This window comes from Shewanella salipaludis (genome assembly GCF_012911865.1).
GTDB classification, from domain to species: Bacteria; Pseudomonadota; Gammaproteobacteria; order Enterobacterales; family Shewanellaceae; genus Shewanella; species Shewanella salipaludis.
Genome location: NZ_JAAXYH010000003.1, coordinates 126,622 through 153,150, shown reverse-complemented (window position 1 = coordinate 153,150; position 26,529 = coordinate 126,622). Strand labels below are relative to the sequence as shown.

The following is a 26,529-nucleotide window of genomic DNA, read 5'->3' as shown; positions in this document are numbered from 1 at the left end:
GCTAGTCTACATAAGTGAATATGATTCGAGCGACTGAGAAATCAGCATTTTAGATTTGGGAGAAGTCGGCTCGGATGAGTGGACCAATAAGTGATCAACAATTAGTTGAGCGCGTACAGCAAGGAGATAAAAACGCTTTTAACCTGCTGGTGCTTAAATATCAGAGCAAGGTGTTCAGTTTGATTTCCCGCTATATGCGAAATCAGGCCGACATTGCCGATGTGGCACAGGAAGCCTTCATTAAGGCGTATCGGGCTTTGCCCAACTTCCGTGGTGAGAGTGCGTTTTATACCTGGTTGTACCGCATAGCGGTCAATACCGCAAAGAATCATCTGGTATCGCAGGGGCGCAGGACGCCTGCCAACGATGTCGATGCCGAAGATGCCGAGTACTATGAAGGCAGCGACGCGCTCAAGGAGTTTGCCTCCCCGGAGCGGCTGATGTTATCGGATGAGATCAAGAAAGTGATCTTCGATACCCTGGAGTCCTTGCCCGAAGAATTGCGTATGGCCATATCCCTGCGTGAACTCGATGGCATGAGTTACGAAGATATCGCCAACATAATGGATTGCCCCGTGGGGACCGTGAGATCGCGTATCTTCCGTGCCCGTGAGGCCATAGATAAAAAGCTTCAGCCTATGCTGGAAGAGTAACAACCTATTTTTACAGGTGAATAATGGATAAATTAAATCCGGAATGGGTATCTGCCGCGGTCGATGATGAGACAGATGCGCAGACGTTGGCGGCCTTGTCTGCCGATACACATTCGCATGGTCAGTGGCAAAAGTATCACCTGATAGGCGATGCCATGCGGGGCGAGCTGCCTCAGACTATTGACCTGGATTTTGCGGCCAGGGTTGCAGCGGCAATCGAGTCTGAGCCGGCATTGGTGGCATCCGAGCCCGAGGTTGCCACCCAGGCGGCCCAGAGCAAGGTGGTGCCTTTCTTCACACAGTCGCTCAAGCAGTTCGGCCAATATGCCATAGCTGCCAGCGTCGCCCTGGTTGCTATCGTTGGCGTGCAGAATTACAGTCAGGATGCAGACAATGGCCAGTCTCTGTCGCCGGTATTGGTGACCCGTCCCTTGGTAGGCAGTGCTTCACCCGTCAGCTTCCAGACGGGTGCAGTGAAACAGCCTCAGGGGTACACCAACGAGCAAGTGATAGAGCAGCGCCGTCGCATCAACGCCTATATCCAAGATCATATGTTGCAACAGAGATTGAATACCGGGGTGGTTATCGATGACAATAGCGAGGATACCCCCGTTTCTGTCAATCAATAACAAGGAGTTAACTTGCGCGTAATCCTGCTGGTGTTGGCGGCCCTGGTCTTTCCCGCGGCAGCCCAAGAAGATATGTCAGCCAAGACCTGGCTGAACAACATGAGTCAGGCACTGCGGGATAAAGAGTTTAAAGCCTCTCTCATTCAGCTCCAGGCCGGTCATGTGCGTCCGTTGGTTTACCTGCATGGCATAGTAAACGGCCAGGAGATCGCCTTCCTCGAATACCTCAATGGTCCGCCGAAGAACGCGGTCAGAGTCGGTAATACAGTGACTTTTATCGAACATGACCAAGCCCCTTACAGCGTGGTTGCCGGCAGACTGCAGGGCATATGGCCCGCCGCCTTCGCCGGTGACATCGGCGCCTTGGAAACCAGCTACCAGTTTATCCTCGGCGGCCGTTCCCGTATTGCCGGCCGTCCTGGACAGATGATCCGTCTGCTACCCTATGATAATTCACGCTATGGTTATCAGGTGTGGCTGGATATGGAGACCTATTTGCCACTGCGTTTCGACATGCTGACCGAAGACAGGCAGCTGCTGGAACAGCTGATGGTGATAGAACTGCTGGAACTGCAGGAGCCGCCGGCGCTGTTGCTCGAAGCCTACAAACATGAGTGGCCGCCTGTGATAGATCAGGCCGAACGTCAGGAAGGGCAGAACTGGCAGTTTGCCTGGCTGCCCAAGGGCTTCAGCGTGTTGATCCGGGATCATCACAGGTTAATCGGCAGCCATGAGGCGGTGGAATATATAGGTTTGAGCGATGGCATGGCGAGTATTTCCGTCTATGTAGCCAGGGCCGGCAGCAGCCCGTTGCCGGAAGAGTTACTCACTCGAAATGGACTCTCCCTGGTGACGGAGAAGGTCGGTAATGCCGAAGTCGTTGCCCTGGGCAAGGTGCCGATGGAAACCTTGAGCCGCATAGCCAAGAGCCTGACGCTCGAGTAACGGGAGCCGAGTATGATGGAAGAAATAGCCAGAGTGGTCAGTTATGATGCCTCTGGCTGGGCGACCGTCGAGGTCGAGATTAAGAGTGGCTGTAATCACTGTGCCAGCAGTGAGTCTTGCGGCACCTCGGCCGTGGCCAAGGCCTTTTCTCCCAAGACCCAGCAATTCTCAATTCCCTGCGACCAGGCCTGTCGTCCCGGCGAGTTGTTGAAACTCGGGCTGCCGGAGAGCGTGATCCTGAAGGCGGCGGCGCTGGTTTATCTCCTGCCCTTGCTGGGGTTGTTCGTCGGTGCCGGCATGGGGCTACTCATGGCTTCCGGATTGGCGCTGGCCAAGGATCCGACTGCCATTGTCTTCGGCGCCTGTGGGGCGCTGCTCAGCTGGTATTGGGGGCGGCGTCTGGCGGGGAAACTCGAAGCCCAGGCTCAACCCGTGGTTTTGGCCTATTTAGGCGCGGCTGTCAGCCTGCAGCGCCAGCCTGATTGAAGCCAGCCCTTGTTAAGGGCTCTGAGTCACGGCAGATATCTCCAGCCCTTAGCTCTTGGGTCTTAGCGCTTAACGGCAACTAACGTTGAATCTGATTGGTATTGACACTGCAATCAGGTACAATTTCGCTCCTTTAATCCATATCCATTTTCAGAATTAGTCATTGCAGCATAATGAAACACATTAGAAACTTCTCGATTATTGCCCATATCGATCATGGCAAATCTACCTTATCAGATCGCCTTATTCAGGTTTGTGGCGGGTTAACCGACCGTGAAATGGCTGCACAGGTTCTGGACTCTATGGATCTGGAGCGTGAACGTGGCATCACCATCAAGGCCCAGAGTGTGACTCTGGATTATAAGGCCAAAGACGGTGAGACCTATCAGCTCAACTTCATCGATACGCCCGGCCACGTCGACTTCTCCTATGAAGTCTCGCGCTCGTTGGCCGCCTGTGAAGGTGCCTTGCTGGTGGTCGATGCCGGTCAGGGCGTAGAAGCCCAGACTCTGGCCAACTGCTATACCGCGCTGGAAATGGATCTGGACGTGGTGCCGGTACTGAATAAGATCGACTTGCCCCAAGCCGATCCCGAGCGTGTCGCCGCGGAAATCGAAGACATAGTCGGCATAGATGCCATGGACGCGGTGCGTTGTTCGGCCAAGACCGGCGTAGGCGTCGATGAGGTGCTCGAAGTGATAGTGGCACAGATCCCGCCGCCGCAAGGCAACCCGGAAGGACCACTGCAGGCCTTGATCATCGACTCTTGGTTCGACAGCTATTTAGGGGTGGTATCTTTGGTGCGGGTGATGCACGGCGTCCTGAAGAAGGGCGACAAGTTCAAGGTGATGTCGACCGGACAAACCCATACCGCAGATCGCGTCGGTATCTTCACCCCGAAACAAACCGACAGACCGCAGCTGGGCACGGGTGAAGTAGGCTATGTGATCGCCGGCTTGAAAGAAATCCACGGCGCTCCTGTGGGCGATACCTTGACCCATGCCAAACATGGTGCCGACAAGCCCTTGCCTGGCTTCAAGAAGGTCAAGCCTCAGGTCTATGCCGGGGTGTTCCCCATTTCCACCGACGAGTACGAGAACTTCCGTGACGCGCTGAACAAACTCAGCCTCAACGATGCCTCCTTGTTCTTCGAGCCCGAGACCTCATCGGCGCTGGGCTTTGGTTTCCGTATCGGTTACCTGGGCCTGCTGCACATGGAGATCATCCAGGAGCGCTTGGAACGCGAATACAATCTGGAGCTGATCACCACGGCGCCAACCGTGGTCTACGAAGTCGAGATGACCAATGGCTCGGTCGTCTATGTCGACAATCCATCGGATCTGCCGGCGATTAACAACATAGCCGAAATTCGTGAGCCCATAGTCGAGGCCAATATCCTGGTGCCGAAAGACTACCTGGGTAACGTCATCACCCTGTGTATCGAGAAGCGCGGCTCGCAGAAAAACATGGTCTACCACGGCAACCAAGTGGCGATCACCTACGAGATCCCCATGGCGGAAGTGGTGATGGACTTCTTCGACCGTCTGAAGTCGACCAGCCGGGGTTATGCCTCGCTGGAATATAACTTCATACGTTTCGAGCCGGCCGACATGGTACGCCTGGACATCCTGATCAACGGTGACAGGGTCGATGCCCTGGCCATGGTCATCCACCGTTCAAACATACGTCACCGTGGTTTGGCGTTGGTGGAGAAGATGAAGGAGCTTATCCCGAGGCAGATGTTTGATATCGCCATTCAGGCGGCCATCGGCAGCCAGGTGATAGCGCGCTCTACCGTGAAGGCGCTGCGTAAGGATGTGACGGCTAAATGTTATGGTGGCGACGTTTCTCGTAAGAAAAAACTTCTTAATAAACAAAAAGAAGGTAAGAAACGTATGAAGCAAGTCGGTAACGTCGAAGTGCCACAGGAAGCCTTCCTGGCGGTGCTGAAGCTTAACGAATAACAGATTTTGTGTTACCGCTGAGTCAGATATTGCGCCGCAGTTTGCGGCGCTTTAGTTAGTTTACCCGCAGCAACAGCGGCGTCGCGGCGCCGGGCCATGGGTAACCTAACTAAAGCCTGTTCGCCGGGCAATGTTCCCTATTGATTTATATTTTGAGGCAGGAGTTTGTAACTATGGCAGCCTATTTTTCGCTGATATTAGTGCTGGTTACGCTGGGAAGCGGACTGATTTGGATGTTGGATGCGCTCCTGATGGCACCTAAACGCCGTGCCAATCTGGCATTGGCGCAGGCGAGCCAGGCAGAGTTGAGCGAGGACGCAATAGATAAGATCATACGTGAGCCGGCGCTGGTCGAGACGGCCCATTCCATCTTCCCCGTGATCGCCTTCGTGCTGATATTGCGCTCTTTCATCTATGAGCCATTTCAGATCCCATCGGGCTCCATGATGCCAACGCTTTTGGTTGGGGATTTTATCCTGGTCGAGAAGTTCAGCTATGGCCTGAAGGATCCCGTCTGGCGCAACAAGCTTATCGAGACAGGCGAACCTGAGCGCGGCGATGTGGTGGTGTTCAAGTATCCGGACAACCCGCAGATAGACTATATCAAGCGGGTGGTCGGCTTGCCTGGGGATCGTATCATTTACCGCAATAAACAGCTGTTTCTGCAGAAGGCCTGTGCCTCGGTGCAGACCCAATGTCCTGGGCCCGAATTGGTCAAACACGTGGACGTCAGCCGCGGCGACTTTACTCAGGATGGCGTGCCCCTGCTGAGATATAAGGAACAGCTGGGGGATGTCAGCCACGACATACTGCTCAACCCGACCCGCCCCGACATGCTGGGCTATTTCCATCATCAGCCAGGGCATGCCATGGGGGAGTTTGTGGTGCCTGAAGGCCATTATTTCATGATGGGTGATAACAGGGATAACAGCACCGACAGCCGCTTCTGGGGCTTCGTCCCCGAGGCTAACCTGGTCGGCAAGGCTGTGGCTATCTGGATCAGCTTCGAATTCGAGCGTACCCCGGCGGATATACTGCCGACTTGGGTCCCAACCGGCATCAGGTTCGAACGTGTGGGTGGGATCATTTGATGATGGAGCCCATTAAAAATTTGCCGCGCCTGTGTCGCACCTTGGGTTACGAATTCAGCAACATGGATTTGCTGACCCAGGCATTGACCCACAGGAGCGCCGCCAACAAGCACAACGAGCGGCTCGAGTTCCTCGGCGATTCGATTCTGTCTATCGTGATTTCCGATGCCCTGTATCACCAGTTCCCCAAGGCGACCGAGGGCGATCTCAGCCGGATGCGGGCGACCCTGGTGCGTGGCGATACCCTGACCCTGATCGCCAAGGAGTTCAAGCTCGGCGATTACCTCTACTTGGGCCCGGGAGAGCTCAAGAGCGGTGGTTTCAGGCGCGAGTCTATCCTGGCCGATGCCGTCGAGGCCATCATAGGTGCCATCTACCTGGATGCCAACCTGGATGTTTGCCGGGACTTGCTTCTAAACTGGTATCAGGCACGCTTACAGGAAATTAAACCCGGGATAAGTCAGAAAGATCCCAAGACCTTGCTGCAGGAGCACCTGCAAGGCTTTAAGAAACCCTTGCCCGACTATCAGGTGATCAATATCGAGGGCGAAGCCCATGATCAAACCTTCACAGTCGAGTGCCGGGTCGATGGCTTGAGCCAGAGCACCATAGGGGTGGCCAGCTCGAGAAGAAAAGCGGAGCAGCTCGCTGCAGCACAGGTATTGGAGTTGTTGAAGAAATGAGTAAAAAGAAAGGTTTGACTGACGTTCAGCCACAGCAGGCGACCGAGCCCAGCTTGGATGAACTGCTGGCTAAGATGAATCAGTCGACACCGACGCCGGTGGCGCAACATGATGTCAGTTACTGCGGCATGGTCGCCATAGTTGGGCGTCCCAATGTCGGCAAGTCGACGCTGTTGAACCGCTTGCTGGGACAGAAGGTGAGTATCACCTCCAAGAAACCCCAGACCACACGCCACCGCATCATGGGTATCCACACGGATGGCCCGCGGCAGATAGTGTTTATCGATACCCCAGGGCTGCATATCGAAGAGCAGCGGGCCATCAACCGGTTGATGAACCGTGCCGCCGCCAGCTCACTGGCCGATGTCAGCATGGCGATCTTCGTGGTCGATGGCATGACCTGGACCGCCGACGATGAAATGGTGCTCAGCAAATTGCGCCGTGGCGGTGAGGAGCGCAAGACAGTGTTGGCGATCAACAAGGTCGATAACATCAAAGACAAGGAAGCCTTGTTTCCCTATCTGCAAGAGATAGCCAAGAAATATGACTTCGATGAGATACTGCCCATCTCCGCCAGCAAAGGCACCAATGTGCAGCGCATCATGCAGCTGGCGAGTGAGTCTCTGCCCGAGGGGCCACACTTCTTCCCGGAAGACTATGTGACCGACAGATCCCAGCGTTTCATGGCGTCCGAGATAGTGCGGGAAAAACTGATGCGCTTCCTCGGCGACGAGTTGCCCTACGATGCGACGGTGGAAATCGAGCAGTTCAAGATGATGGAGAATGGCGTCTACCAGATCAACGCCCTGATCTTGGTCGAGCGCGAGGGTCAGAAACGCATGGTGATAGGCAACAAGGGCGAACGTATCCGCACCATAGCCACCCAGGCGCGTCTCGACATGGAAACCCTGTTCGACAACAAGGTCTTCCTCGAGGTCTGGGTCAAGGTCAAGTCGGGCTGGGCCGATGACGAGCGGGCGCTGCGCAGCCTGGGTTACGGTGAAGACTGAGCCGGTGAAGACTCGCCCGGCAACGCGCCTAGGCTAAAGCCCATGGAACGCGGTTATGTGCTGCACCATAGACCCTATAAGGAGGCCAACGTCCTGGTGAACCTCCTGGTCGATGGCCATGGGCGTATCGATGCCGTTGCCAGGCTGGGCAGCGGCAGACGCTCGATCAAGAGTATCCTGCAACCCTTCCAGCCGCTCATTTTTGAATTTTCCGGCAAGTCCGAATTAAAGAACCTGACCCAAGTGGAGGCCGGCGCCCCGCCCGTGCCCCTGGCCGGCCATGGCCTGTATGCGGGCATGTATCTCAACGAACTGTTGGTGCGTACCCTGTCGGTGCATCATGGTGCCGAAAACCTGTTCATCACCTATCATCAGGCACTGATGGCGATGGCCGCGCGGTTTTGTCAGAGCCAGCTGCGTTATTTCGAGCAGTCACTCTTGCATGAGCTCGGCGCCATGCCTTCGTTGGCCATGGATGCGGCCGGCGACCCTTTGGAGGCAGTGATCTATTATCGTTGGGTAGCGGAAGAAGGCTTTTGGCCGACGCTGGCAACCCATGCGAGCAACAGTTTCTCCGGTGCATCCCTGATGGCACTCGAGCAACATACAATAGAAGCCACTCACTTTGCCGAGCTAAAGCAGCTGATGCGCTTGTTGTTACACCCCCTGTTGGGAAATAAACCCCTCCTCAGTCGGCAGCTTTTCAGCCGCAGTGTGCATGCCAAAGCCGTGAAATAAATTCGCTTTCTTGGCGGGGATTTTGCGCTCAGATGGCGGTTTATTACCTGCAATGCGGCCGAGTTTAGGTATACAATAAGCCGCAATCAGCCGTCATTAAAAAGGAGTTCCCGGTGAGTGGTATCTTATTGGGCGTGAACATAGATCATATTGCCACCCTGCGTCAGGCCCGTGGCACCCGTTATCCAGATCCTGTCCATGCGGCGGCCGTTGCCGAGCATGCGGGTGCCGAAGGCATCACTATTCATCTGCGTGAAGACAGACGTCACATCATAGACAGAGACGTGTATCTGTTGGCCAAGACCCTCAAGACCCGGATGAATCTGGAAATTGCCGTCACCGAAGAGATGCTGACCATAGCCTGTGAGGTCAAGCCCACCTATGTGTGTCTCGTGCCGGAGAAGCGCCAGGAAGTCACCACCGAAGGTGGCCTGGATGTCGCCGGGCAGCTGGAGAAGATCAGCGCTGCCGTGGCTCGCTTGGCGGAGCAGGGCATCAAGGTATCGCTGTTTATCGATGCCGATAAGGCGCAAATCGATGCCGCCGTTGCCGCGGGCGCCCCGGTTATCGAGATCCATACGGGTTGCTACGCAGATGCGACAACCGATGCGCAGGCCGCGCAAGAACTGGCCCGCATCAGCGAGATGGCACAATACGCCCACGGCAAGGGCCTGGTGGTTAATGCGGGTCATGGCCTGCACTATCACAATGTCAAACCCATAGCCGCGATCCCCGAGCTGTACGAGCTCAACATAGGCCATGCGATCATCGCCAGGGCGGCGATTGACGGCTTGGCGACCGCGGTCAAGGACATGAAGACCCTGATGCTCGAAGGACGCAGGGGCGAATAATGGCGATCGTCGGTTTAGGCACGGATATTGTCGAGATTGAACGCATAGAGGCCCAGCTTGCCAGGGGCGGCGATAAGCTCGCCAAGCGGGTGCTGACCGAGGCCGAGTTGGCGATATACCATGGCATGGGGCAACCCGGGCGCTATCTGGCCAAGCGCTTCGCCGCCAAGGAAGCGGCGGCCAAGGCCCTGGGCACAGGCATAGGCAGGGGGGTATCCTTCCAGCATATCCACATAGGCAACAATGCCGATGGGGCGCCGACAATAAGCTTCAGCGATGGGGCGCTGGCCAGGATGCAGGTGCTGCGGGCCGTGGTAGGGCATGTGTCTATCGCCGACGAGCAGCGTTACGCGGTGGCGACAGTGATCCTGGAAACCTCTGACTAGGCAGTTTTGCCGTATCTCGCCCTAGCATCAAAGGAGCCGCCAGGCTCCTTTGTTATTTTCTACTTTGTGCTCGGCCCGAATTGATCAGATATTTATAAGGAGTGGTATAACTGTGATCCACGTGAACCCGGCAGCGGCCGCTCTCATGGATTGAAGTCTTGGTTTACGGCAGCAAGTTTGAACTGCAACGGGAGTCGCGCCATGAAATCGGCAGTAGAACAATTGGCTCGCTATAAGAGTGTGCATCTGGACCCTCGCAATATCGGCACTCACTTCATCGGGGTGCCGCTGATCCTCTGGGCCCTGATGCTACTGCTGGCGTCGCTGGACTTCCGCCTTGGCGCCGAAGGGCATAGGCTCAGTGTCGCCATGCTGCTAACGCCTGTGGTATTGCTCTATTACTTCAGGCTGCATTGGCGCCTGGCATTGGGCATGACCTTAGTCTTCTTGCCTCTGCTGCTGAGTGCCGAGTGGATGACGCAAACCCCTCATCTTATCGCGACAGCGAGCGGGGCCTTCGTGGTCGGTTGGCTATTCCAGTTGCTCGGCCATAGGTATGAGCAGGCCAAGCCGGCTTTCCTGGAGGACCTGAGTCAACTCCTGATCGGGCCTTTCTTTCTGATGGCCGAAGTCTATTTCAAATGTGGGCTGGAACAGTCACTCGCCCAAGCCATCACCCCGTTGGCCTTGGCCAGACGCCAGGCGCTGGATAAGGCGCACAGGCAAGGGCTGTCCTAGTTCCAGCTGTCTCGGATTTCAGCTGCTTTGGACTATGCTCGGACAAGTGAGCCCAAAGGGCTAGTGGGTGCCCGGCGGCTGAAAATACTGGGGCATCACCCGTACCGTCTTGATCATATTGTCGGCGACGTCGACGATTTCTATCGGATAGCCCGCCAATCTCAGGCTGGTGTTCGGGGCAGGGATCTCTTCCAGGTATTCGAGAATGAGGCCATTGAGTGTCTTGGGACCGTCGGTAGGAAAGTCCCATTTCATTTCCTTGTTCAGATCGCGAATGTTGATGCTGGCATCGATCAGATAGCTGCCATCCTGCTGCACATTGATGTCTTCGCTGGCGGTGGTCAGCATTGAAGTGGTGAAGTCGCCGACGATTTCCTCGAGAATGTCTTCCAGTGTCACCAGCCCCTGAATGTCACCGTACTCGTCGACCACCAGGCCGATGCGCTGTTTATTCTGCTGGAAGTTGGCCAGTTGCACATTGAGCGGTGTGCCTTCGGGGACGAAATACAGCTCCTTCACCGCCCGCAGCAAGGAAGACTTGCTGAACTGTTCCTTGGATTGCAGTCGCAGCGCATCGCGCAGGTGAATGAAACCGACGGCATCGTCTACAGTATCGCGATATACCAAGACCCGGGTATGGGGGCTTTGCACTACCAACCTATTGATATTTTTGAAGTCATCATTCATGTTGATGGCGTAGATGTCCGAGCGCGGCACCATGATGTCTTCGACCGTGACCTTCTCCAGATCCAGAATCGACAGCAGCATTTCCTGATGGCGTTGGGGGATCAGGGCGCCGGCCTCGTGTACCACAGTGCGCAGCTCTTCCTGGCTCAGGGCGTCATCGCTGTTGACCGAACCAACCCCAAACAGGCGTAAGAAACCCGAGGTAATCCAGTTAATAATTTTGACCAGTGGTGACAAGACAATGAGCAAGATACGCAGCAGCCAGCTCGAGGGGAAGGCGATGCGTTCCGGATGCAATGCCGCGATGGTTTTGGGCGTGACCTCTGCAAATATCAACACCACCATGGTTAACACGCCGGTAGCTATGGCTATCCCCAAGTCGCCCCACAGGCGCGTGCCTATGATGGTGGCTACGGCAGAGGCCAGGATGTTGACCAGGTTGTTGCCTATGAGGATCAGCCCTATGAGTCTGTCCGGGCGCTCGAGCAGTTTGATCGCTCTCAGGGCACCCTTATGGCCGTTGGAGGCCAGGTGACGCAGCCGATAGCGATTGAGTGTCATCATGGCGGTTTCTGAGCCGGAAAAATAGGCAGAGGTTAAGATTAACACCAACAGGAATATGAGGAGTGCGCTTGTCGATATCGCGTCCAAAAAGGGCTCCGTTATAGCCGGCAAGCTTGCGTCCGTGCCGACAAGTTAGAATAAGAAACTGGCGGTCGAAGGTCCGGCCTTCAACCGACAGGCTATAAGGTTAAGATAATATTAATTCTTTGACAATTCTGGCGCCGAAATAAGCCAGTGTCAGCAAGCCGGCCCCCGTCAGGGTATAAATGACCGCGGTGCGCATCTTGCAGCCCACCCGATAGTGTTGCCACAGCATGGCAACATAGACAAACCAGGCGATGATCGACAGCACGGCCTTATGGGCCGTACCGCCGGCAAACATATCGTCCAGGAAAATGAATCCTGTGACCAGCGACAGGCTCAGGAGGACCACCCCTATGATGACCAGGTGGTATAACTGTTTCTCGACCGTCATCAGCGGAGGCATGGCCGGGCTCAGGACCAGAGTCTTTTTATTCTTCAGCTTGTTCTGGATCAAGGCCAGCTGAATGGCGTAGAGTGCGGCGATCATCAGGGCGCTGTAAGCCATCAGGGACAGGACCACATGCACCAGCACCTTGGGGTAGAGTTCGAAATGGGTGATAAACTCCGGTGGCAGCAACCACAGGAGCGCCACGGAAATCACCGAGCAGGCGTAGATCACCGGCATCAAGACGATGACGCGAATGCGAAATATCAGCACGGTAAAGGTAAAGGCGATGATCCAGTTGACCAGGGAGATGACATTGGTCAGGCTGAAATTCTGGCCGTCTGTCGTCATGATCGCCTGGGATAAGGCGGCGCCATGCAGCAGCACCCCTATGGTGGCAAAAATGGCCACGGCACCGCGATTGGGCCCCTGGGCATGAAACAGGCGGCTCGTCACTAATACCAAGGCGATGCAGTAAAAAAACATGGCTGCGGCAGAAAAAATGACCATCTGGAATTAACCTATCGTGTTGTTTGTATGTGACCGTGAAAACGAGTTCATCCATGTCAGTTGCCAGACTAACATGTCCCCCGGATAGCGGGCGGTGACCTGGATTGCAAAATTTAACAGATTCTGACGCTTAACTCTAAATTATTTACGCTCAGGTGAAAAATGCCCCAGGATCGGCGCCCGGGTGCATACTGGCACAAGTGCGGCGCGGCAGTAGCATAATATGCAGGCATCGCTATAATACAGGCCAATAATGTAAATTCTTAAGGGTATAGAACAGGACCATGTTTGAGAACCTAACCGACAGATTGTCACGCACGCTGAAAAATATCAGCGGCCGTGGTCGCTTAACTGAAGAAAATGTTAAGGAAACCCTACGCGAAGTGCGTATGGCGCTGCTGGAGGCGGATGTCGCCCTGCCTGTGGTGCGGGAATTCGTCAACAGCGTCAAGGAAAGAGCCGTTGGGCAGGAAGTCTCAAAGAGCCTGAGTCCTGGTCAGGCCTTCATCAAGATAGTCCAGAGTGAACTGGAAAAATCCATGGGCGAGGCCAACGAGGCGTTGGATCTCGCCGCCCAGCCGCCGGCAGTGATCATGATGGCCGGTCTGCAAGGTGCCGGTAAGACCACAAGTGTGGCCAAGCTGGGGAAATTCCTGCGTACCCGGCATAAGAAGTCCGTGCTTGTGGTCAGTGCCGACGTTTATCGTCCGGCGGCGATCAAACAGCTGGAGACCCTGGCGGGGGAAGTCGAAGTCGAGTTCTTCCCATCCGATGTCAGCCAGAAGCCCGTGGATATTGCCAAGGCGGCCATAGCGCACGCCAAGCTCAAGTTCATCGATGTGGTGCTGCTCGATACCGCCGGCCGTCTGCACGTCGACGAAGCCATGATGGAAGAGATCAAGCATCTGCACCAGGTGGTTAACCCGATAGAAACCCTGTTCGTGGTCGATGCCATGACGGGTCAGGATGCGGCCAATACCGCCCAGGCCTTCAACGAAGCATTGCCACTGACAGGTGTGATACTCACCAAGGTCGACGGTGATGCCCGCGGCGGTGCGGCCTTGTCTATTCGCCATATCACGGGTAAGCCGATTAAGTTCCTCGGTGTGGGCGAGAAGACTGATGCCCTGGAGCCATTCCATCCGGACCGTATCGCTTCGCGGATCCTGGGCATGGGGGACGTCTTGTCGCTCATCGAAGAAGTCGAGCGTGGCGTAGACAAGGAAAAGGCGCTGAAGCTGGCGTCCAAGGTCAAGCAAGGCGGCAGTTTCGACCTGGAAGATTTCCGTGAACAGCTGCAGCAGATGAAGAACATGGGTGGCATGATGAACATGCTGGAAAAATTGCCCGGTGTCGGTCAACTGCCTCCGGAAGCCCTGGCGCAGGTACAGGATGGCAGGATGACCGGCCAGATGGAGGCCATCATCAACTCCATGACGGCCAAGGAACGCAAGAATCCGGATCTGATCAAGGGCTCGCGCAAGCGTCGCATCGCCGCCGGTTCCGGCACCCAGATCCAGGATGTTAACCGCCTGCTGAAACAATTCACCCAGATGCAGAAGATGATGAAAAAAATGTCTGCCAAGGGTGGGATGCAGAAAATGATGCGCGGTATGCGTGGCATGATGCCACCGGGAATGAAATTACCCGGACGTTAATTCGGCCAAGGGATAGACAATTTTATTGGCTATCAGTCGGTTGTTCCCGATTTTCATCCGAGATGCCAAGTGGCCGCAGCCTTAATAATCGCCAGATTTGGTTGCATTCGGTGGAAAGTCAGGTAAAATCTTCCGGCTTTCTACTGGGACTCTTCGCGAACACGGGGTTCCAGTTTTTATTTTTGCTTCAGGCAAATCATTAGAGGATTGAAAACGCATGGTTACCATTCGTTTAGCTCGTGGCGGCGCAAAAAAGCGTCCATTTTACAACATCGTTGTTGCTGACAGCCGTAACGCTCGTGACGGTCGTTTCATTGAGCGTGTTGGTTTCTTCAACCCACTGGCCCGTGGCCAGGAAGAAACTCTGCGTTTAGACCTGGATCGCGTTGAGCACTGGGTTGCCACAGGTGCAGCAACATCAGATCGCGTAGCGAAACTGATCAAAGACGCGCGTAAAGCTGCTGCTTAATAGCGTTAAGGTATAGATTGATGAGCAGTAACCAACAGCCAGTTGTACTGGGCAAATTAGGCTCCTGTCACGGCATTAAAGGTTGGTTGAAAATCACCGCCTATACCGATTCTGTTGAAGGCATTTTTGACTATTCACCCTGGTTGATAAAAGAGCAGGGCGAATGGCGTGAAGTTAAAGTCACTCAGTGGCGTTTCCAGGGTAAGGCTGTCGTGGCCGCACTCGAAGGGGTCGACACTCGCGAGCAGGCGCAAATGCTCACTAATTGTGAGATTGGCATACTGCCACAGCAAATGAATGATCTGCCGGAAGACGAGTTCTACTGGCGCGATCTCATAGGTTGTGAAGTGGTGAATACTAATGGCTATAACATGGGCATAGTCGATCAGATCGTGGAAACAGGATCGAACGACGTGTTACTGGTTAAGGCCAACGAAAAAGATGGCTTCGGCAAAGCGGAACGTATGATCCCCTTTGTCACCGAGCAATTCATCGTCAAGGTGGATCTGCAAGGTAAACAGATAACAGTGGATTGGGATCCTGACTTCTAAGTCGAGGTATAACATATGTGGTTAGGGGTAGTTACCCTGTTTCCAGAGATGTTTCGTGCCGTTACAGACTTTGGTGTTACGGGTCGTGCCGTGAAAAACGGCCTGCTTGAGTTGCACACGTGGAATCCCCGTGATTTCACCCATGATAGACATAACACTGTGGATGATCGCCCCTACGGCGGTGGCCCGGGTATGTTGATGATGGTGCAACCGTTACGCGACGCCATTCACGCGGCTAAGGCTGCGGCAGGCGAAGGTGCGAAAGTGATTTATCTGTCTCCTCAGGGACGCAAGCTGACTCAGCGTGGCGTTGCTGAACTGGCAGAATCACCCAGTTTGGTATTGGTGTGTGGTCGTTACGAAGGTATCGATGAGCGCATCATACAAACTGAAGTGGATGAAGAGTGGTCGATAGGTGATTACGTGCTCTCGGGCGGCGAACTACCTGCCATGACTCTGATTGATTCGGTATCCAGGTTGGTTCCCGGCGTGCTGGGAAAACAAGCTTCGGCAGAGCAGGACTCCTTCTCTGACGGTTTACTGGATTGTCCCCACTATACTCGCCCCGAAAGCCTGGATGGATTAGCTGTACCGGCAGTCTTGTTGAGTGGCAACCACGAACAAATTAGACTCTGGCGTCTACAGCAAAGCCTAGGTAGGACTTTTCTGCGACGACCGGAATTATTTGAAAATCTAGCTCTGACTGACGAACAAGCGACTCTATTAGCGCAGTTTGTTGAAACAACGGACAAGCGTCCTTAGTCGTAGCTCAGTTAATACTAGAATGGAGTAAGTTATGAACAACATCATTAAAATGCTCAACGATGAGCAAATGAAAACAGACGTACCTGCTTTCGGTGCTGGTGATACAGTAGTGGTTCAGGTTCGTGTTAAAGAAGGTGAAAAAGAGCGTCTGCAGGCGTTTGAAGGTGTGGTTATCGCTAAGCGTAACCGCGGTCTGCATTCTGCATTCACAGTGCGTAAAATCTCTAATGGTGAAGGTGTTGAGCGTGCATTCCAAACGCACAGCCCACTGATCTCAAGCATTGAAGTTAAGCGTCGTGGCCGCGTTCGTCGCGCCAAGCTGTACTATCTGCGTGATCGTTCAGGTAAGTCTGCACGTATCCGTGAGAAGCTGGCAACTAAGTAATAGTTACAGCTACAGAAAAAAAGACGCAGTGTTCGCACATCAACCCGCCCTAGTGGCGGGTTTTTGTTTGCCCTGAAAAACGACTTAAGGCTTGATCTCCCGGTTCGGACGAGGCATAGTAGCCTCTCAGTGTAATGCTGTAGCGTTACGCTATTGCGATAATGGTGCATTGGCACTATTACTAGATGTTGGCACTATGACCAGGCGTCGGCACCTATGGCTAATTGAATGGCTAATTGAATGGCTAATTGAACGGACAGAACAGGCGGATAGCATGCAACAAGATACCATCAACAATGTGCATATCAGTTCGGAAAAGGTGTTGATCACCCCGGAAGAGCTCAAGCGGGAATTACCTTTGTCGGCGCATGCTTATCAATATATTCTCGATGCCAGGCAAACTGTGGCGGACATAGTCCACAAGCGCGATAAAAGGGTATTGGTCATCACGGGGCCTTGTTCTATCCATGACATGGAGGCTGCCAAGGAGTATGCACTCAAACTGAAGCGGCTCCATGACGAACTCAAGGATGATTTCTACATCTTGATGCGAGTCTATTTCGAGAAACCCCGCACCACAGTGGGCTGGAAGGGCATGATCAACGATCCCGACATGGACGAGTCTTTCGATGTGGAGAAGGGGCTCAAGATGGCGCGTGAGCTGATGCTCTGGTTGGCCGAGCTGGAGCTGCCGGTGGCGACCGAGGCATTGGATCCCATCAGCCCTCAGTACATCTCCGAACTCGTCACCTGGTCGGCGATTGGCGCTCGTACCACAGAGTCCCAGACCCATAGGGAGATGGCTTCTGGCCTGTCCATGCCTGTTGGCTTCAAGAACGGTACCGACGGCAAGCTGGAGGTGGCCATCAATGCGCTGAAGTCGGCCGCCAGCAGCCACAGGTTCATGGGCATCAACCAGCAAGGTCAGGTCGCCCTGCTACAGACGGCAGGTAACCCGGACGGCCATGTGATCTTGCGTGGTGGCGCGACCCCTAACTATGATGTTGCCAGCGTTGCCGAGTGCGAGACCCAGCTGCATGAGGCCGGGCTCAACGCCAGGCTCATCATAGATTGCAGCCATGGCAATTCATCCAAAGATCACCGGCGTCAGACAGGCGTCTGTGAAGATGTCTTCCAGCAGATAGCCCTGGGTAACAAGTCCATCATAGGTGTGATGCTCGAGAGCCACCTCAACGAGGGGAATCAGAGCTGCGACAAGCCGCTCGGTGAACTCGCTTACGGCGTCTCTGTGACGGATGCCTGCATAGATTGGGCAACAACCGAGGCTCTGCTGCGCCGGGGGGCCACCCAATTGACCAGGGTGCTGCCGACTCGTTTCGACAGGTTGCGCCTGGCCAATGCCTGATATTGTAGTGAGCCATAGTGAGTCATAGTGAGCCGAGTCCGGGTGTATGCCAGCCTGGCTATGGGCTTCTGGGCAGGGAAGAATTGAGAATGAGAGATGTCTGTGATGAATGAGAAAACCACGGCTGAGCTGGAACAGCTGCGCGGCCTTATCGATGGCGTAGATCAGGAGTTGTTGCGGCTGCTGCGCAAGCGCCTGGATCTGGTCGCCAGGGTCGGCGCGGTCAAGCATGCCGCCGGCCTGCCTATCTATGCACCTCAACGCGAAGCGGCCATGTTGGCCAAACGCCGTGAAGAAGCCGGCGCCATGGGGGTCGCGCCGCAGCTGATCGAAGATATATTGCGGCGTCTGATGCGCGAGTCTTATCTGAACGAGAAAGATGTCGGTTTCAAGCAAATCAAGCCGGATCTGGGACAGGTAGTCATAGTGGGCGGCGAAGGCCAACTCGGGCGACTATTCGGTCAAATGCTGAGTTTGTCCGGCTATCGGGTAGAGACGCTGGATAAAGACGATTGGCAGCGGGCGCCGGATCTGTTCGCGGGAGCCGGCCTGGTGTTGGTCACAGTGCCCATTTCTGTGACCTGCGAACTTATCCGGGAAAAACTGACTCACTTACCAGAGGACTGCATCCTGGCCGATCTGACTTCCATCAAGGAAGCGCCGATGCAGGCCATGCTGGCGGCGCATGAGGGACCCGTTGTCGGCTTGCATCCCATGTTTGGCCCGGATGTCGGCAGTCTCGCCAAACAGGTGGTGGTCGTCTGTCATGGCCGTCAGCGACAGGCTTACCTGTGGTTGTTACAGCAGATAGAGATCTGGGGTGCCAGGGTAGTGGAAGCCGAGCCTAAGCGACACGATGATGCCATGCAGTTGGTGCAGGCGATGCGGCATTTTTCCACCTTCGTCTATGGCCTGAATCTGTATAAAGAGGCGGCGGATATAGATAGCCTGTTGCAATTCAGCTCGCCCATCTATCGGCTGGAACTGGCCATGGTCGGGCGCCTCTTTGCCCAGAGCCCGGAACTCTATGCCGACATCATCTTTGCCCAGCAGGGCAGTGAGCAGGTGATCTGTGACTACCTGGATAATTACCGCGAGGCCCTCGAATTGCTCAAGACGGGCAACAGGGAGGAGTTCATCGCCCAGTTTCGTCGTGTCGCCCTGTGGTTCGGTGATTTCGCGCCGCAGTTTCAGCAGGAGAGCCGGGTCATGCTGCAATCTGTCAATGACATGAAGTGCAGCTAGCCGTTTCTGCTGGGCTGCGGATCGTCTCCGATGATTTTTTGTGCCGCTGCATTGCGCTTTTTTAGGCGAGAAAGTAAGGTTAAAGAGCCGGGGCGCGCTTTGTCTTGATCGTCAATCCCGGCGCCTTTTGAGCCGGCTGGAGTATGCGAATGACATCGACAACAGGTTATGATGCGCAACTGGAAGACCGCAGTTTAGGCTATCTATTGTATGGGCTTATGAGTGGATTTCCGCTGCTGCTTATTCCCGTACTCCTGAGTCTGTTGATCAATCTGACTCAGAAACAGGAGGAGCTGAGCCCCCTGTTGGCGTCGCATCTGCGCTGGCAGCGCCAGGCGAACATGGGCTTGTTCCTGTTGCTGGCTTTGGGGTATTGGTTACCTCAACTCTGGCTCAGTCTGCTGGTCTACCTGATGGCCCTGGGCTGGTTTTGCTATCGGCTGCTCAAAGGCTGGTTGTCGTTGCTCGACGGCTTGGAAATCTAGTTATCTATGTTAGAGTCTCATTATTAAAGGATTTTTGAGACCTTAGATGACAAGCTACCAGATACTCTGTTTGTTGGCGACGCTGGCGTTGGCCACCTCGCTCATCTCTTCACACCTGCATAGATTACAAGAGACAGTGGCCATCACCGCCTTTTCCCTCTGCCTGAGCCTGTTGGTCCTGTTGGTGGGTAAGGGCCTGGGCGATGACATCTATGCCCCCCTGGTGCAGGGATTGCAACAGCTGGATTTCGATGCCGTGCTGCTCAAGGGCATGCTAGGTTTCCTGCTGTTTGCCGGTGCCTTGCAGATACGCTTGAAGGTGTTGCGCCATCAGAAGTGGGAGATCTTGACCCTCTCCCTGTTGAGCACAGGGATCTCCACTTGCGTGGTCGGCGGTGTGCTGTTCTGGATAGCACCCTGGCTGGGGCTGCCATTGCAACTGAGCCATTGCCTCCTGTTTGGTGCCTTGATTTCCCCGACGGATCCCATCGCCGTGCTGGCCATCATCAAGAAGTTGGGGGCCCCCGAGGATATTGCCATTCAGGTCGAGGGGGAGTCCCTGTTCAATGACGGCATCGGCCTGGTGATCTTCGTGTCTATTTTTCAATTGGCCTTCTCGACCGAACCTTTAACCTTGGCCGATGTGGGGAACCTGTTCCTGCGGGAGGCCCTGGGCGGCATCCTCTATGGGGCATTGCTCGCCGGCGCCCTGTATCTGCTGTTTAGGCTCTGTGAGGACGATGCCCAGCTGATGCTGATCACCCTGTCCATACCCACGGCGGGTTATGTGTTTGCCGAGACCCTGGGCGTGTCCGGCCCCCTGGCCATGGTGAGTGCCGGCATACTGATAGGCAATGTGTGTATCCCCAAATACTTCAGTCACTTCGAGCGGCTGAAGCTCGGGGTGTTCTGGTCACTGATCCAAGCCTTCTTCAATGATCTGTTATTTCTGCTGTTGGGGTTAATTCTCTTGTTGGTGCACTTCGACACTGAGCTATGGTGGTTCGTGTTGACGGCTATCCCATTGGTCTTATTTGCCAGGACTGTGAGCGTACTCTTGCCCTATCTGGGCTTTCGGCTGGTTAAATCCTATAACCCCTATGCCGAGGGCATTCTGATCTGGGGTGGGCTGCGGGGTGGGCTGGCGATCGCCATGGCCATGAGTCTGCCCGAAGGCACGACCCTGAGCGCGGCCAGTGAGCTGAGTGTGCGGGATCTGCTGTTGGTGATGACCTATTCCGTGGTGCTTTTCTCCATCTTGGTGCAGGGCTCGACCATTCCCGGCTTGATCAAGCGCAGCAACAGGGCCAAGCCTGTTGCTGCGCAGGCACGTCCGTCACAGGACCTCAAGGAGACGCCATGAGGCCAGGTGGCAGGGACTAGCGGTACAGCGCCTCGACCAAGCCGGCGAGTGACGCCAGGCTGTCCTTGTCTATGCCTCCCAAGGCGTCGAGACTGAGTATGATGCCGTCGGCATCGAGGCGTTTTATGGCGAGGGCCTGCGCCGGCAGGGCCTGTGGCGAGACGAGATGACTCGGATTAACCAGCACAGGTAAGTGGCTGTCGGCCTTGAGGTTGACGACACTGGCCAGGTCCAGCGACGGGTGGCTGGCGTTGTTAAAGGTATTAATGCCGGCCTCGCATAAGATCAGCTGTTGGTTGCCTTGGCTTAAGATGGTTTCTGTCGCCGCCAGGTAGTCCTCAGAACTTGCCAGAGCATTTCTTTCCAGGATCAGGGGGATAGGCAAGGAGCCGGCACGCATCAGCAATGCCTGATTGAACATCAGCTTACCGCTTAGCAGCAGGATATCGGCTTCCTGGCTCGCGGCAGTCAATTCAGACTCATGCTCGACTGTCAGTATGCAGCAGAGATCGAACTGATTGAGCCTATGTCTTATGTGCGCCAGACTCTGGCTAGGTTCACTCTGGCGGCTAAGGCCGTCGATTATCATGGCTTGAAAACCGCATGCTTTCACCGTCTTGGCCAACTGCTCTAATTCGGCCGCTTCTATGGGTAATTTCAGCTGTGCTATGGCGGCAAACTGACCCGTGCCCAGTTGCAATGGGCCTCGGCTGATCTCGGTTGCCTCGGGCTTGTAGTGTTTGCTGTACCTGAGCAGGGTCGTCTGCGGCGGTTCAGCTGTGGTTTGTTCGGCCTGGGATTGGGGTTCGATCAGTAACTGGCTGTTATTCAGTTGGGTTGGCTTAACGGTTTCGCTTGGATAACACCCCAGCACCTTAATGAAACGGGTTATCCGCTCGAGTTGCTTCAACGCCGCCTGCATGGCATCACCTGCGAGGTTGGCATCTATATCCAGGTAGAACATCTCTTCCCATGGGGTGCCGGGGATCGGCCGGGATTCGAGCTTGCTCATATTCAAATCCTGCGCCTTGAGTATCAACAGGGCTTCGACCAGGGCGCCCGGTTTCTGACCCGTTGCCATGATGAGCGTCGTCTTGGCCGGCAGCTGTTCCGGCACTTCTGCGGCTTTGCGGGCGACGACGATGAAACGGCTCTGATTGACTTTTTGGTTCGCCAGCTTGTCCTCTATGGCTTCCAGCCGATACAAGTTGCCGCCCTCTACGCTGCCTATGGCGGCGACACTCTTGTCGTCGGCCTGGGTCACACGTTCCATGGCTTCGGCACTGCTGGAGCAGTATTCCAGTTTGAACTCAGGGTGTTGGCTAAGGTAGCGGCTGCATTGACTGATGGGCTGGGGATGGGCATACACAGTTTTGATCTCACTGAGACTGGTGCCAGCCTTTGCCAACAGGCAATGACCAACCTCTATGGTGGTTTCCCCTACTATGGACAGGCTGGTGTGTTGCAGCACGTCGTAGACTTCATTGATGGAGCCGGAGGAGGTGTTTTCGATCGGCAGGAAACCATAGTCGGCATGGCCCAGCTCGACGGCCTGCACTATGTCATCGAAACTCTTGCAGCCCAGATCCTGCATCTCGACCTGACGCCGTTGGCAATAGCGGGTCGCGGCCAGGTAGGAGTAGGAGCCCCTGGCGCCCAGATATGCGATGCAATAGGCGGGTTTCTGGGTATCGGGATTGGCCCTGCCATGGAGATAGGCCTGCTGATTGAGCACCGAGTCTTCTATTATGCTTTGATAGAGTGACAGCACGAAATGGGCATCCAGTCCCTGGGCCTTGCCCTGTTGCACCAATCGGGCAAGCAGATCTTTCTCTCTTTGAGTATCCCTGATGGGTCGCACATCGACTTCCTTGCTGCGGGCCACTTCCAGGCTGAGACTGCGGCGCTTTGCCAGTAAGGCCAAGAGATCTTTGTCCAATGCGGTGATCTGTTCTCGGGTCTGGTTTAACGGTTGTGGATTGGGCATGCTGACCTCATCGTTACTCTGGGGGTACCTGTCATGGCTACAGACAAAAAAGCCTCCCACTTGGGAGGCTTTGGATTTTTCACTTTCGTTTTTACACCGAAAATCCGCCGCCATCCGAGGGGGGAATAAAAAAGAAAGCAAAAAAGGCCGGGATTAGACTATTCATGCCATTAAAGCTAAAGCGCGGCTCCTGCGCTGTCAATGGAAACTTGCTCAACTTGGCGCTTATTCAATAAAAAGCGCACCCTAAGGTGCGCCGGCTGAACGTTGAATATAATATCAAGCTGCGTATACCTCCTCATACTGTTCATCGAAGTCAGTGCCGAGTATTTCAGGCTCAGTTTCAAGTGAAATATGGCGTTGAGCTTCAGGCTTGTGGATCAGGCGATTTAGCTGCTTCTCCAGCTTTTGTCCCACCGCCGTAATTGCGGCATAGAGGTTTTCATGCTTCGCCTGGGCGAACAACTCTCCGTTTGGAACACCGACAGAGGCTTCAATCTTAAAAAGGCTTTTCTCCTGGTTGATGATGACATGAGGGTTGATCAAGTGGATCTGGTGCCGTGCCAGCTTGTCAAATCGGCTCTCGACACGCTCACGAATAGGGGGGGTGACTTCAAGTTGCTTGCTTGTGATTTTTATCATATGTCGAACCTTCTGTTGTTTCCCTGTGTTCAGACTATCAAGCTTAGTCTTGTATAATGTGATTTAAATCACACTTTCCGGCTCCCTCCAGACTGTTAGGCGCATATTTGAACACTTAGACATTTTCGGCTGAAAAACGAAGCAAAGGTCTTGTTATCGGCTTGAAACCAGCGCATATTCGAGTGGATAACCCTGCCAGCTTTACTTAAATTTACCCCATAGAAACATTGCCTGCCGTAAGCTTTCATATAAACTGCCTTCGATGAGTATAGATCACAAAACCGCTGTAGGTGGTGTCGATGAGAGCCAATATATGAGTGCGAAAGAGATTAAGATCAAGGTATGGGATCTCCCGACCCGGGTCTTCCACTGGGGTATGGTGTTGCTGCTGGCTTGTCTCTGGTGGAGTGCCGATGCGGGGGAAATGCAGTGGCATCAACTTCTGGCTTATACCCTGTTGGTTTTTATTGGCTTTCGGATCCTCTGGGGATTTGTGGGCAGTGATACCGCCAGATTCAAACAGTTTGTTCACGGCCCCAAGAGGGTAGTAGATTACCTTAAGTCCGGTCGCAGGGGGGAGCTGCCTGCGACCTTGGGTCATAATCCCCTGGGGGGCTATATGGTGCTGGCGCTTATTTCCACCCTGAGTCTGCAGTTGGCCACAGGTCTGTTCGCCACAGATGAGATCTTTACCGAGGGACCCCTGTATTCCTGGGTGAGTGCCGAGACGGCATCCTCCCTGACTTGGCTGCATAAGCAAAATTTCTTACTCATCCTTGGACTGGCTGCAATACACATCGCCGCCGTGGCGTTGCATTGGTTTAAGGGAGATAAGCTGGTGTGGGCCATGGTGAGTGGTTATAAGAAGCATAACGGGTGTGGCGATACCCGGCTCAGATTTACCTCTGTATTGGTCGCGATAGCCCTGTTGAGCATCTTGGGGAGTCTGGTATTTGTTACCCTGATGCGACCCGTGCTCCAGAGTCTGTGAGCCATCAATAACAGCCACAAAAAAGCCTGCATCTGAGTGCAGGCTTTAGGGTTTGTTTGAGGCTCAGGCTTGTCAGTCTTTCTTGTAGCTGTCGTGGCAGCCCTTGCAGCTCTTGCCTGTTTCCATGAAGGCTTGCTTGATAGCCATTTTTTCGCCTTGTTGGGCAACGAGTGCGAGCTTGGCGGCATTTTCCTGGAAGCGACTCATCTTGGCATCAAAATCCGCTCTGTCCTGCCAAATTTTTGCCAATGCGTCGGTATCGCCCTGATCCGAACCGGCAACGAAACCTTCGAAAGGTATTTTTGCCAATGCCGCAACATGGGTCGCCCGCATGGCGAAGGTATCTGCATCGAAGGCTTTCTTACCCTTGAGCATGGCACCCATGTCACCGAAGTTATGGGCGATTAAGTCGAATGCCGACTGACGATAATGAATGGCAGCATCGGTATTTTTGAAATCATTGGCTTGGGCACCGGCAGTCAATGCTGTGCTGGCGATTAAGATTAATAGTCTCTTTTTCATCTGTTTTCCACTGTTCAATAAGGCATATGAGTGACATTGCCAGGCCATTCTACACATATTAACCCCGTGTACTAGAAGCTATTTTGTCACTGATTGTGTGTAAAGCCACGGCGGCTCGGATAAGAGGTTTTGTGTTGGCAGCCGTTTTGTTAAACTGGCAAATGTAATGCTGTAACAGTACCGGAGAAAGGCGACATGCGGGCAAATTGGGAATTAGTATTAGAGAAAGTCTTGAGTCATGCCGAACATGATGAACTCATCGCCCTGTTCCAATTGTTACTCACAGAAGAGGAGCGCAGTGCCATCGCTGGGCGACTGAAAGTGTTTCAACTCCTGCTCAGTGGGGACTTGAGCCAGCGGCAAATTGCAGCCGAATATCAGGTGAGCATAGCCACCATCACCCGCTGCTCTAATTATCTGAAGCACATGTCGGTTGAGCATAGAGAGAAGATCAAGGGTTTGATCTCCTAGTCAAGCCAAGGCAGTTAATGTTTCAAAACCGCGGCCCGAGCCGGCGCCGCGTTTTTTTTAGCGCTAAGGGACAGTGGCAACCCGAGTCACCTCGGGGCTCACTGTGTCTCGCAGCCTTTATTCGTGTCCATCATGATCATGGTCATGACCATGGCTGCCGCAACCACCGGGGGCGTGGACATGACCATGGGCCAGTTCGTCGGCACTGGCTTCACGGACATCCATGATCTCCAGACTGAAACTCAATGCCTGACCGGCCAGCGGATGGTTGCCGTCGACAACGACTAGATCATCTTTGACTTCAAGTACTTGAACCGGGCGTTGGCCCATCTCAGTCTCGGCGATGAAACGCATGCCAGGGACTATGTCTTCGATGTCGCCGAAGGCGTCGACTGGCACTTCCTGGCGCAGACCCTCATGATACTCACCATAGGCTTCGGCTGCGGCGATAGTCACCTCCAGGGTATCCCCCTTGACTCTACCGTCCAGCGCGGCTTCGAGACCCGGGATCAGGTTTTCGGTGCCGTGTATGTACTGCATAGGCTCGGCATCGAAAGAGCTTTCGAGCAGTCTGCCTTGGTCATCGGTTAAACGGTAATGAAGGGTTACCGCGCTATGTCGAGTGATTTTCATATTGCCTCCAGAGCTGAATGTGGGCGCATAGTAACGTGCTTTTATGTCGTTGGCGATGATCTGTTGTGGACAAATTGCCCTTTTGCATTTTTCAGCCACAGGGGCGTTGCAGGCTGACTGTCATGGGCAAAACATCTGAATTCATCCCCTTGGCAATGAAATAGGTAGCAAATAGCACTTTAAATACAAAATTCTGATGGCTACATATCAATAAATATCTTAACCATTTGAATTAAAAATATTTTTACTTATGCGAGATACCTGGGGTTACCTTTACGTAAACCCTGTTGTGTTGCATTAAATGCAAAAATAGCCTGTAAAAACTGAGGAAAACACCTGGAACGGCGAACATCTTTATTATTCCTCATGTATAACTCGCTTCCCGGGGTTGACAAGGACAGGCAAAAAAGGCAATTCTGTTTACCAAGTAATCGAAGCTAACTAAGCGCAGCCAAATGCCTAATCTCAGCCCAGTTGTAACCACCATTATTACAACCACCACTATTATCAAAGTGGGGGCGGGCTGATTACACCCTGAAAGAATTAAACTACAAGCCCGCTTCCCACCAAGAAGCGGGCTTTTTTGTTTCTT

Annotated in this window: 29 protein-coding genes and 1 other annotated feature; of the genes, 23 read left to right on the top strand and 6 right to left on the bottom strand. The window is 54.2% G+C overall.

The window, feature by feature from the left end; genetic code table 11:
* The first annotated feature begins 74 nt into the window (after positions 1-74).
* The 12 genes from rpoE (at position 75) to HC757_RS06305 (ending at position 10,174) form a co-directional block, all read left to right on the top strand.
* The gene (gene rpoE / locus HC757_RS06360) at positions 75-653 is read left to right on the top strand and encodes an RNA polymerase sigma factor RpoE (protein ID WP_169563477.1); all 579 of its coding nucleotides are present in this window, start codon (positions 75-77) and stop codon (positions 651-653) included.
* A 23-nt stretch (positions 654-676) separates the two neighbouring features.
* The gene (locus HC757_RS06355; protein WP_169563476.1) at positions 677-1,282 is read left to right on the top strand and encodes a sigma-E factor negative regulatory protein; all 606 of its coding nucleotides are present in this window, start codon (positions 677-679) and stop codon (positions 1,280-1,282) included.
* A gap of 12 nt (positions 1,283-1,294) precedes the next feature.
* Complete coding sequence (locus tag HC757_RS06350) at positions 1,295-2,227, top strand: MucB/RseB C-terminal domain-containing protein (RefSeq protein ID WP_169563475.1); 933 nt, start codon at positions 1,295-1,297, stop codon at positions 2,225-2,227.
* Positions 2,228-2,239: 12 nt separating this feature from the next.
* Positions 2,240-2,713 (top strand): SoxR reducing system RseC family protein, encoded by a 474-nt coding sequence (locus tag HC757_RS06345; protein ID WP_169563474.1) that lies wholly within the window; start codon positions 2,240-2,242, stop codon positions 2,711-2,713.
* Between the two features lie 173 nt (positions 2,714-2,886).
* Entirely contained in the window at positions 2,887-4,677 is a 1,791-nt protein-coding gene (lepA, locus tag HC757_RS06340; RefSeq protein WP_169563473.1) for a translation elongation factor 4, read from the top strand.
* Between the two features lie 173 nt (positions 4,678-4,850).
* Positions 4,851-5,768: a signal peptidase I gene (gene lepB, locus HC757_RS06335; RefSeq protein ID WP_169563472.1), complete on the top strand. Its 918-nt coding sequence runs from the start codon at positions 4,851-4,853 to the stop codon at positions 5,766-5,768.
* A 2-nt stretch (positions 5,769-5,770) separates the two neighbouring features.
* Entirely contained in the window at positions 5,771-6,451 is a 681-nt protein-coding gene (gene rnc, locus HC757_RS06330; RefSeq protein ID WP_169563640.1) for a ribonuclease III, read from the top strand.
* On the top strand, positions 6,448-7,461 hold the full coding sequence (gene era, locus HC757_RS06325) for a GTPase Era (protein ID WP_169563471.1): 1,014 nt from the start codon (positions 6,448-6,450) through the stop codon (positions 7,459-7,461). The genes rnc and era overlap by 4 nt, the downstream gene beginning before the upstream one ends.
* A gap of 42 nt (positions 7,462-7,503) precedes the next feature.
* Positions 7,504-8,199 carry a DNA repair protein RecO gene (recO, locus tag HC757_RS06320; protein WP_169563470.1) on the top strand — a complete coding sequence of 232 codons (696 nt, stop codon included), beginning with the start codon at positions 7,504-7,506 and terminating at the stop codon, positions 8,197-8,199.
* 113 nt (positions 8,200-8,312) lie between these two features.
* Positions 8,313-9,050 carry a pyridoxine 5'-phosphate synthase gene (pdxJ, locus tag HC757_RS06315; protein ID WP_169563469.1) on the top strand — a complete coding sequence of 246 codons (738 nt, stop codon included), beginning with the start codon at positions 8,313-8,315 and terminating at the stop codon, positions 9,048-9,050.
* Positions 9,050-9,436 carry a holo-ACP synthase gene (gene acpS / locus HC757_RS06310; protein WP_169563468.1) on the top strand — a complete coding sequence of 129 codons (387 nt, stop codon included), beginning with the start codon at positions 9,050-9,052 and terminating at the stop codon, positions 9,434-9,436. The genes pdxJ and acpS overlap by 1 nt, the downstream gene beginning before the upstream one ends.
* 201 nt (positions 9,437-9,637) lie before the next feature.
* Entirely contained in the window at positions 9,638-10,174 is a 537-nt protein-coding gene (locus HC757_RS06305) for an Mpo1 family 2-hydroxy fatty acid dioxygenase (RefSeq protein ID WP_169563467.1), read from the top strand.
* 60 nt (positions 10,175-10,234) lie between these two features.
* Here the strand turns inward: HC757_RS06305 and HC757_RS06300 are convergent, their stop codons facing one another.
* Entirely contained in the window at positions 10,235-11,512 is a 1,278-nt protein-coding gene (locus HC757_RS06300; protein ID WP_169563466.1) for an HlyC/CorC family transporter, read from the bottom strand.
* A gap of 100 nt (positions 11,513-11,612) precedes the next feature.
* Positions 11,613-12,404: a cytochrome C assembly family protein gene (locus HC757_RS06295; protein ID WP_169563465.1), complete on the bottom strand. Its 792-nt coding sequence runs from the start codon at positions 12,402-12,404 to the stop codon at positions 11,613-11,615.
* 284 nt (positions 12,405-12,688) lie between these two features.
* On the opposite strand from HC757_RS06295, the gene ffh reads away from it, so the two are divergent.
* The 9 genes from ffh (at position 12,689) to HC757_RS06250 (ending at position 20,691) form a co-directional block, all read left to right on the top strand.
* A complete protein-coding gene (gene ffh / locus HC757_RS06290; protein WP_169563464.1) occupies positions 12,689-14,062 on the top strand; it encodes a signal recognition particle protein in 1,374 nt (457 codons plus the stop codon).
* A 217-nt stretch (positions 14,063-14,279) separates the two neighbouring features.
* Positions 14,280-14,531, top strand: coding sequence for a 30S ribosomal protein S16 (gene rpsP / locus HC757_RS06285; RefSeq protein ID WP_169563463.1), 252 nt, complete (start codon positions 14,280-14,282; stop codon positions 14,529-14,531).
* Between the two features lie 20 nt (positions 14,532-14,551).
* Positions 14,552-15,082 carry a ribosome maturation factor RimM gene (gene rimM, locus HC757_RS06280; RefSeq protein WP_169563462.1) on the top strand — a complete coding sequence of 177 codons (531 nt, stop codon included), beginning with the start codon at positions 14,552-14,554 and terminating at the stop codon, positions 15,080-15,082.
* Between the two features lie 15 nt (positions 15,083-15,097).
* Positions 15,098-15,844: a tRNA (guanosine(37)-N1)-methyltransferase TrmD gene (gene trmD / locus HC757_RS06275; RefSeq protein WP_169563461.1), complete on the top strand. Its 747-nt coding sequence runs from the start codon at positions 15,098-15,100 to the stop codon at positions 15,842-15,844.
* A 34-nt stretch (positions 15,845-15,878) separates the two neighbouring features.
* Positions 15,879-16,232: a 50S ribosomal protein L19 gene (gene rplS, locus HC757_RS06270; RefSeq protein ID WP_169563460.1), complete on the top strand. Its 354-nt coding sequence runs from the start codon at positions 15,879-15,881 to the stop codon at positions 16,230-16,232.
* A 274-nt stretch (positions 16,233-16,506) separates the two neighbouring features.
* Complete coding sequence (locus HC757_RS06265) at positions 16,507-17,598, top strand: 3-deoxy-7-phosphoheptulonate synthase (RefSeq protein WP_169563459.1); 1,092 nt, start codon at positions 16,507-16,509, stop codon at positions 17,596-17,598.
* Positions 17,599-17,703: 105 nt separating this feature from the next.
* Positions 17,704-18,843 (top strand): bifunctional chorismate mutase/prephenate dehydrogenase, encoded by a 1,140-nt coding sequence (tyrA, locus tag HC757_RS06260; RefSeq protein WP_169563639.1) that lies wholly within the window; start codon positions 17,704-17,706, stop codon positions 18,841-18,843.
* A 149-nt stretch (positions 18,844-18,992) separates the two neighbouring features.
* A complete protein-coding gene (locus tag HC757_RS06255; RefSeq protein WP_169563458.1) occupies positions 18,993-19,328 on the top strand; it encodes a hypothetical protein in 336 nt (111 codons plus the stop codon).
* A gap of 46 nt (positions 19,329-19,374) precedes the next feature.
* Positions 19,375-20,691: a cation:proton antiporter gene (locus tag HC757_RS06250; RefSeq protein ID WP_169563457.1), complete on the top strand. Its 1,317-nt coding sequence runs from the start codon at positions 19,375-19,377 to the stop codon at positions 20,689-20,691.
* Positions 20,692-20,707: 16 nt separating this feature from the next.
* Here HC757_RS06250 and HC757_RS06245 read toward each other — a convergent pair whose 3' ends face one another.
* Together HC757_RS06245 and hpf are read right to left on the bottom strand one after the other, a co-directional pair.
* Positions 20,708-22,678, bottom strand: coding sequence for a chorismate mutase (locus HC757_RS06245; protein ID WP_169563456.1), 1,971 nt, complete (start codon positions 22,676-22,678; stop codon positions 20,708-20,710).
* Positions 22,679-22,720: 42 nt separating this feature from the next.
* Positions 22,721-22,842, bottom strand: a sequence feature (Phe leader region).
* 115 nt (positions 22,843-22,957) lie between these two features.
* Positions 22,958-23,320, bottom strand: a complete 363-nt coding sequence (gene hpf, locus HC757_RS06240; RefSeq protein WP_169563455.1) for a ribosome hibernation-promoting factor, HPF/YfiA family — start codon at positions 23,318-23,320, stop codon at positions 22,958-22,960.
* A 313-nt stretch (positions 23,321-23,633) separates the two neighbouring features.
* Here hpf and HC757_RS06235 point away from each other — a divergent pair, with 313 nt between their 5' ends.
* Positions 23,634-24,311, top strand: a complete 678-nt coding sequence (locus HC757_RS06235) for a cytochrome b/b6 domain-containing protein (RefSeq protein ID WP_169563454.1) — start codon at positions 23,634-23,636, stop codon at positions 24,309-24,311.
* A 72-nt stretch (positions 24,312-24,383) separates the two neighbouring features.
* On the opposite strand, the gene HC757_RS06230 is transcribed toward HC757_RS06235, so the two are convergent.
* Entirely contained in the window at positions 24,384-24,833 is a 450-nt protein-coding gene (locus HC757_RS06230) for a c-type cytochrome (RefSeq protein WP_169563453.1), read from the bottom strand.
* A 195-nt stretch (positions 24,834-25,028) separates the two neighbouring features.
* Here HC757_RS06230 and trpR point away from each other — a divergent pair, with 195 nt between their 5' ends.
* The gene (gene trpR, locus HC757_RS06225) at positions 25,029-25,304 is read left to right on the top strand and encodes a trp operon repressor (RefSeq protein ID WP_169563452.1); all 276 of its coding nucleotides are present in this window, start codon (positions 25,029-25,031) and stop codon (positions 25,302-25,304) included.
* A 117-nt stretch (positions 25,305-25,421) separates the two neighbouring features.
* Here trpR and HC757_RS06220 read toward each other — a convergent pair whose 3' ends face one another.
* The gene (locus tag HC757_RS06220) at positions 25,422-25,937 is read right to left on the bottom strand and encodes an FKBP-type peptidyl-prolyl cis-trans isomerase (protein ID WP_169563451.1); all 516 of its coding nucleotides are present in this window, start codon (positions 25,935-25,937) and stop codon (positions 25,422-25,424) included.
* Positions 25,938-26,529: the final 592 nt, after the last annotated feature.

Excerpts from the sequence above, each read along its gene's own strand:
- recO (WP_169563470.1), top strand. The coding sequence starts at position 7,504 with ATGGAACGCGGTTATGTGCTGCACCATAGACCCTATAAGGAGGCCAAC.
- rimM (WP_169563462.1), top strand. The coding sequence starts at position 14,552 with ATGAGCAGTAACCAACAGCCAGTTGTACTGGGCAAATTAGGCTCCTGT.
- era (WP_169563471.1), top strand. The coding sequence starts at position 6,448 with ATGAGTAAAAAGAAAGGTTTGACTGACGTTCAGCCACAGCAGGCGACC.
- HC757_RS06265 (WP_169563459.1), top strand. The coding sequence starts at position 16,507 with ATGCAACAAGATACCATCAACAATGTGCATATCAGTTCGGAAAAGGTG.
- rpsP (WP_169563463.1), top strand. The coding sequence starts at position 14,280 with ATGGTTACCATTCGTTTAGCTCGTGGCGGCGCAAAAAAGCGTCCATTT.
- hpf (WP_169563455.1), bottom strand. The coding sequence starts at position 23,320 with ATGATAAAAATCACAAGCAAGCAACTTGAAGTCACCCCCCCTATTCGT.
- HC757_RS06345 (WP_169563474.1), top strand. The coding sequence starts at position 2,240 with ATGATGGAAGAAATAGCCAGAGTGGTCAGTTATGATGCCTCTGGCTGG.
- HC757_RS06295 (WP_169563465.1), bottom strand. The coding sequence starts at position 12,404 with ATGGTCATTTTTTCTGCCGCAGCCATGTTTTTTTACTGCATCGCCTTG.
- rplS (WP_169563460.1), top strand. The coding sequence starts at position 15,879 with ATGAACAACATCATTAAAATGCTCAACGATGAGCAAATGAAAACAGAC.
- rpoE (WP_169563477.1), top strand. The coding sequence starts at position 75 with ATGAGTGGACCAATAAGTGATCAACAATTAGTTGAGCGCGTACAGCAA.
- ffh (WP_169563464.1), top strand. The coding sequence starts at position 12,689 with ATGTTTGAGAACCTAACCGACAGATTGTCACGCACGCTGAAAAATATC.
- trmD (WP_169563461.1), top strand. The coding sequence starts at position 15,098 with ATGTGGTTAGGGGTAGTTACCCTGTTTCCAGAGATGTTTCGTGCCGTT.
- lepB (WP_169563472.1), top strand. The coding sequence starts at position 4,851 with ATGGCAGCCTATTTTTCGCTGATATTAGTGCTGGTTACGCTGGGAAGC.
- rnc (WP_169563640.1), top strand. The coding sequence starts at position 5,771 with ATGGAGCCCATTAAAAATTTGCCGCGCCTGTGTCGCACCTTGGGTTAC.
- lepA (WP_169563473.1), top strand. The coding sequence starts at position 2,887 with ATGAAACACATTAGAAACTTCTCGATTATTGCCCATATCGATCATGGC.
- tyrA (WP_169563639.1), top strand. The coding sequence starts at position 17,704 with ATGAATGAGAAAACCACGGCTGAGCTGGAACAGCTGCGCGGCCTTATC.
- HC757_RS06220 (WP_169563451.1), bottom strand. The coding sequence starts at position 25,937 with ATGAAAATCACTCGACATAGCGCGGTAACCCTTCATTACCGTTTAACC.
- HC757_RS06230 (WP_169563453.1), bottom strand. The coding sequence starts at position 24,833 with ATGAAAAAGAGACTATTAATCTTAATCGCCAGCACAGCATTGACTGCC.
- HC757_RS06235 (WP_169563454.1), top strand. The coding sequence starts at position 23,634 with ATGAGTGCGAAAGAGATTAAGATCAAGGTATGGGATCTCCCGACCCGG.
- HC757_RS06355 (WP_169563476.1), top strand. The coding sequence starts at position 677 with ATGGATAAATTAAATCCGGAATGGGTATCTGCCGCGGTCGATGATGAG.
- trpR (WP_169563452.1), top strand. The coding sequence starts at position 25,029 with ATGCGGGCAAATTGGGAATTAGTATTAGAGAAAGTCTTGAGTCATGCC.
- HC757_RS06250 (WP_169563457.1), top strand. The coding sequence starts at position 19,375 with ATGACAAGCTACCAGATACTCTGTTTGTTGGCGACGCTGGCGTTGGCC.
- HC757_RS06255 (WP_169563458.1), top strand. The coding sequence starts at position 18,993 with ATGACATCGACAACAGGTTATGATGCGCAACTGGAAGACCGCAGTTTA.
- HC757_RS06305 (WP_169563467.1), top strand. The coding sequence starts at position 9,638 with ATGAAATCGGCAGTAGAACAATTGGCTCGCTATAAGAGTGTGCATCTG.
- acpS (WP_169563468.1), top strand. The coding sequence starts at position 9,050 with ATGGCGATCGTCGGTTTAGGCACGGATATTGTCGAGATTGAACGCATA.
- HC757_RS06245 (WP_169563456.1), bottom strand. The coding sequence starts at position 22,678 with ATGCCCAATCCACAACCGTTAAACCAGACCCGAGAACAGATCACCGCA.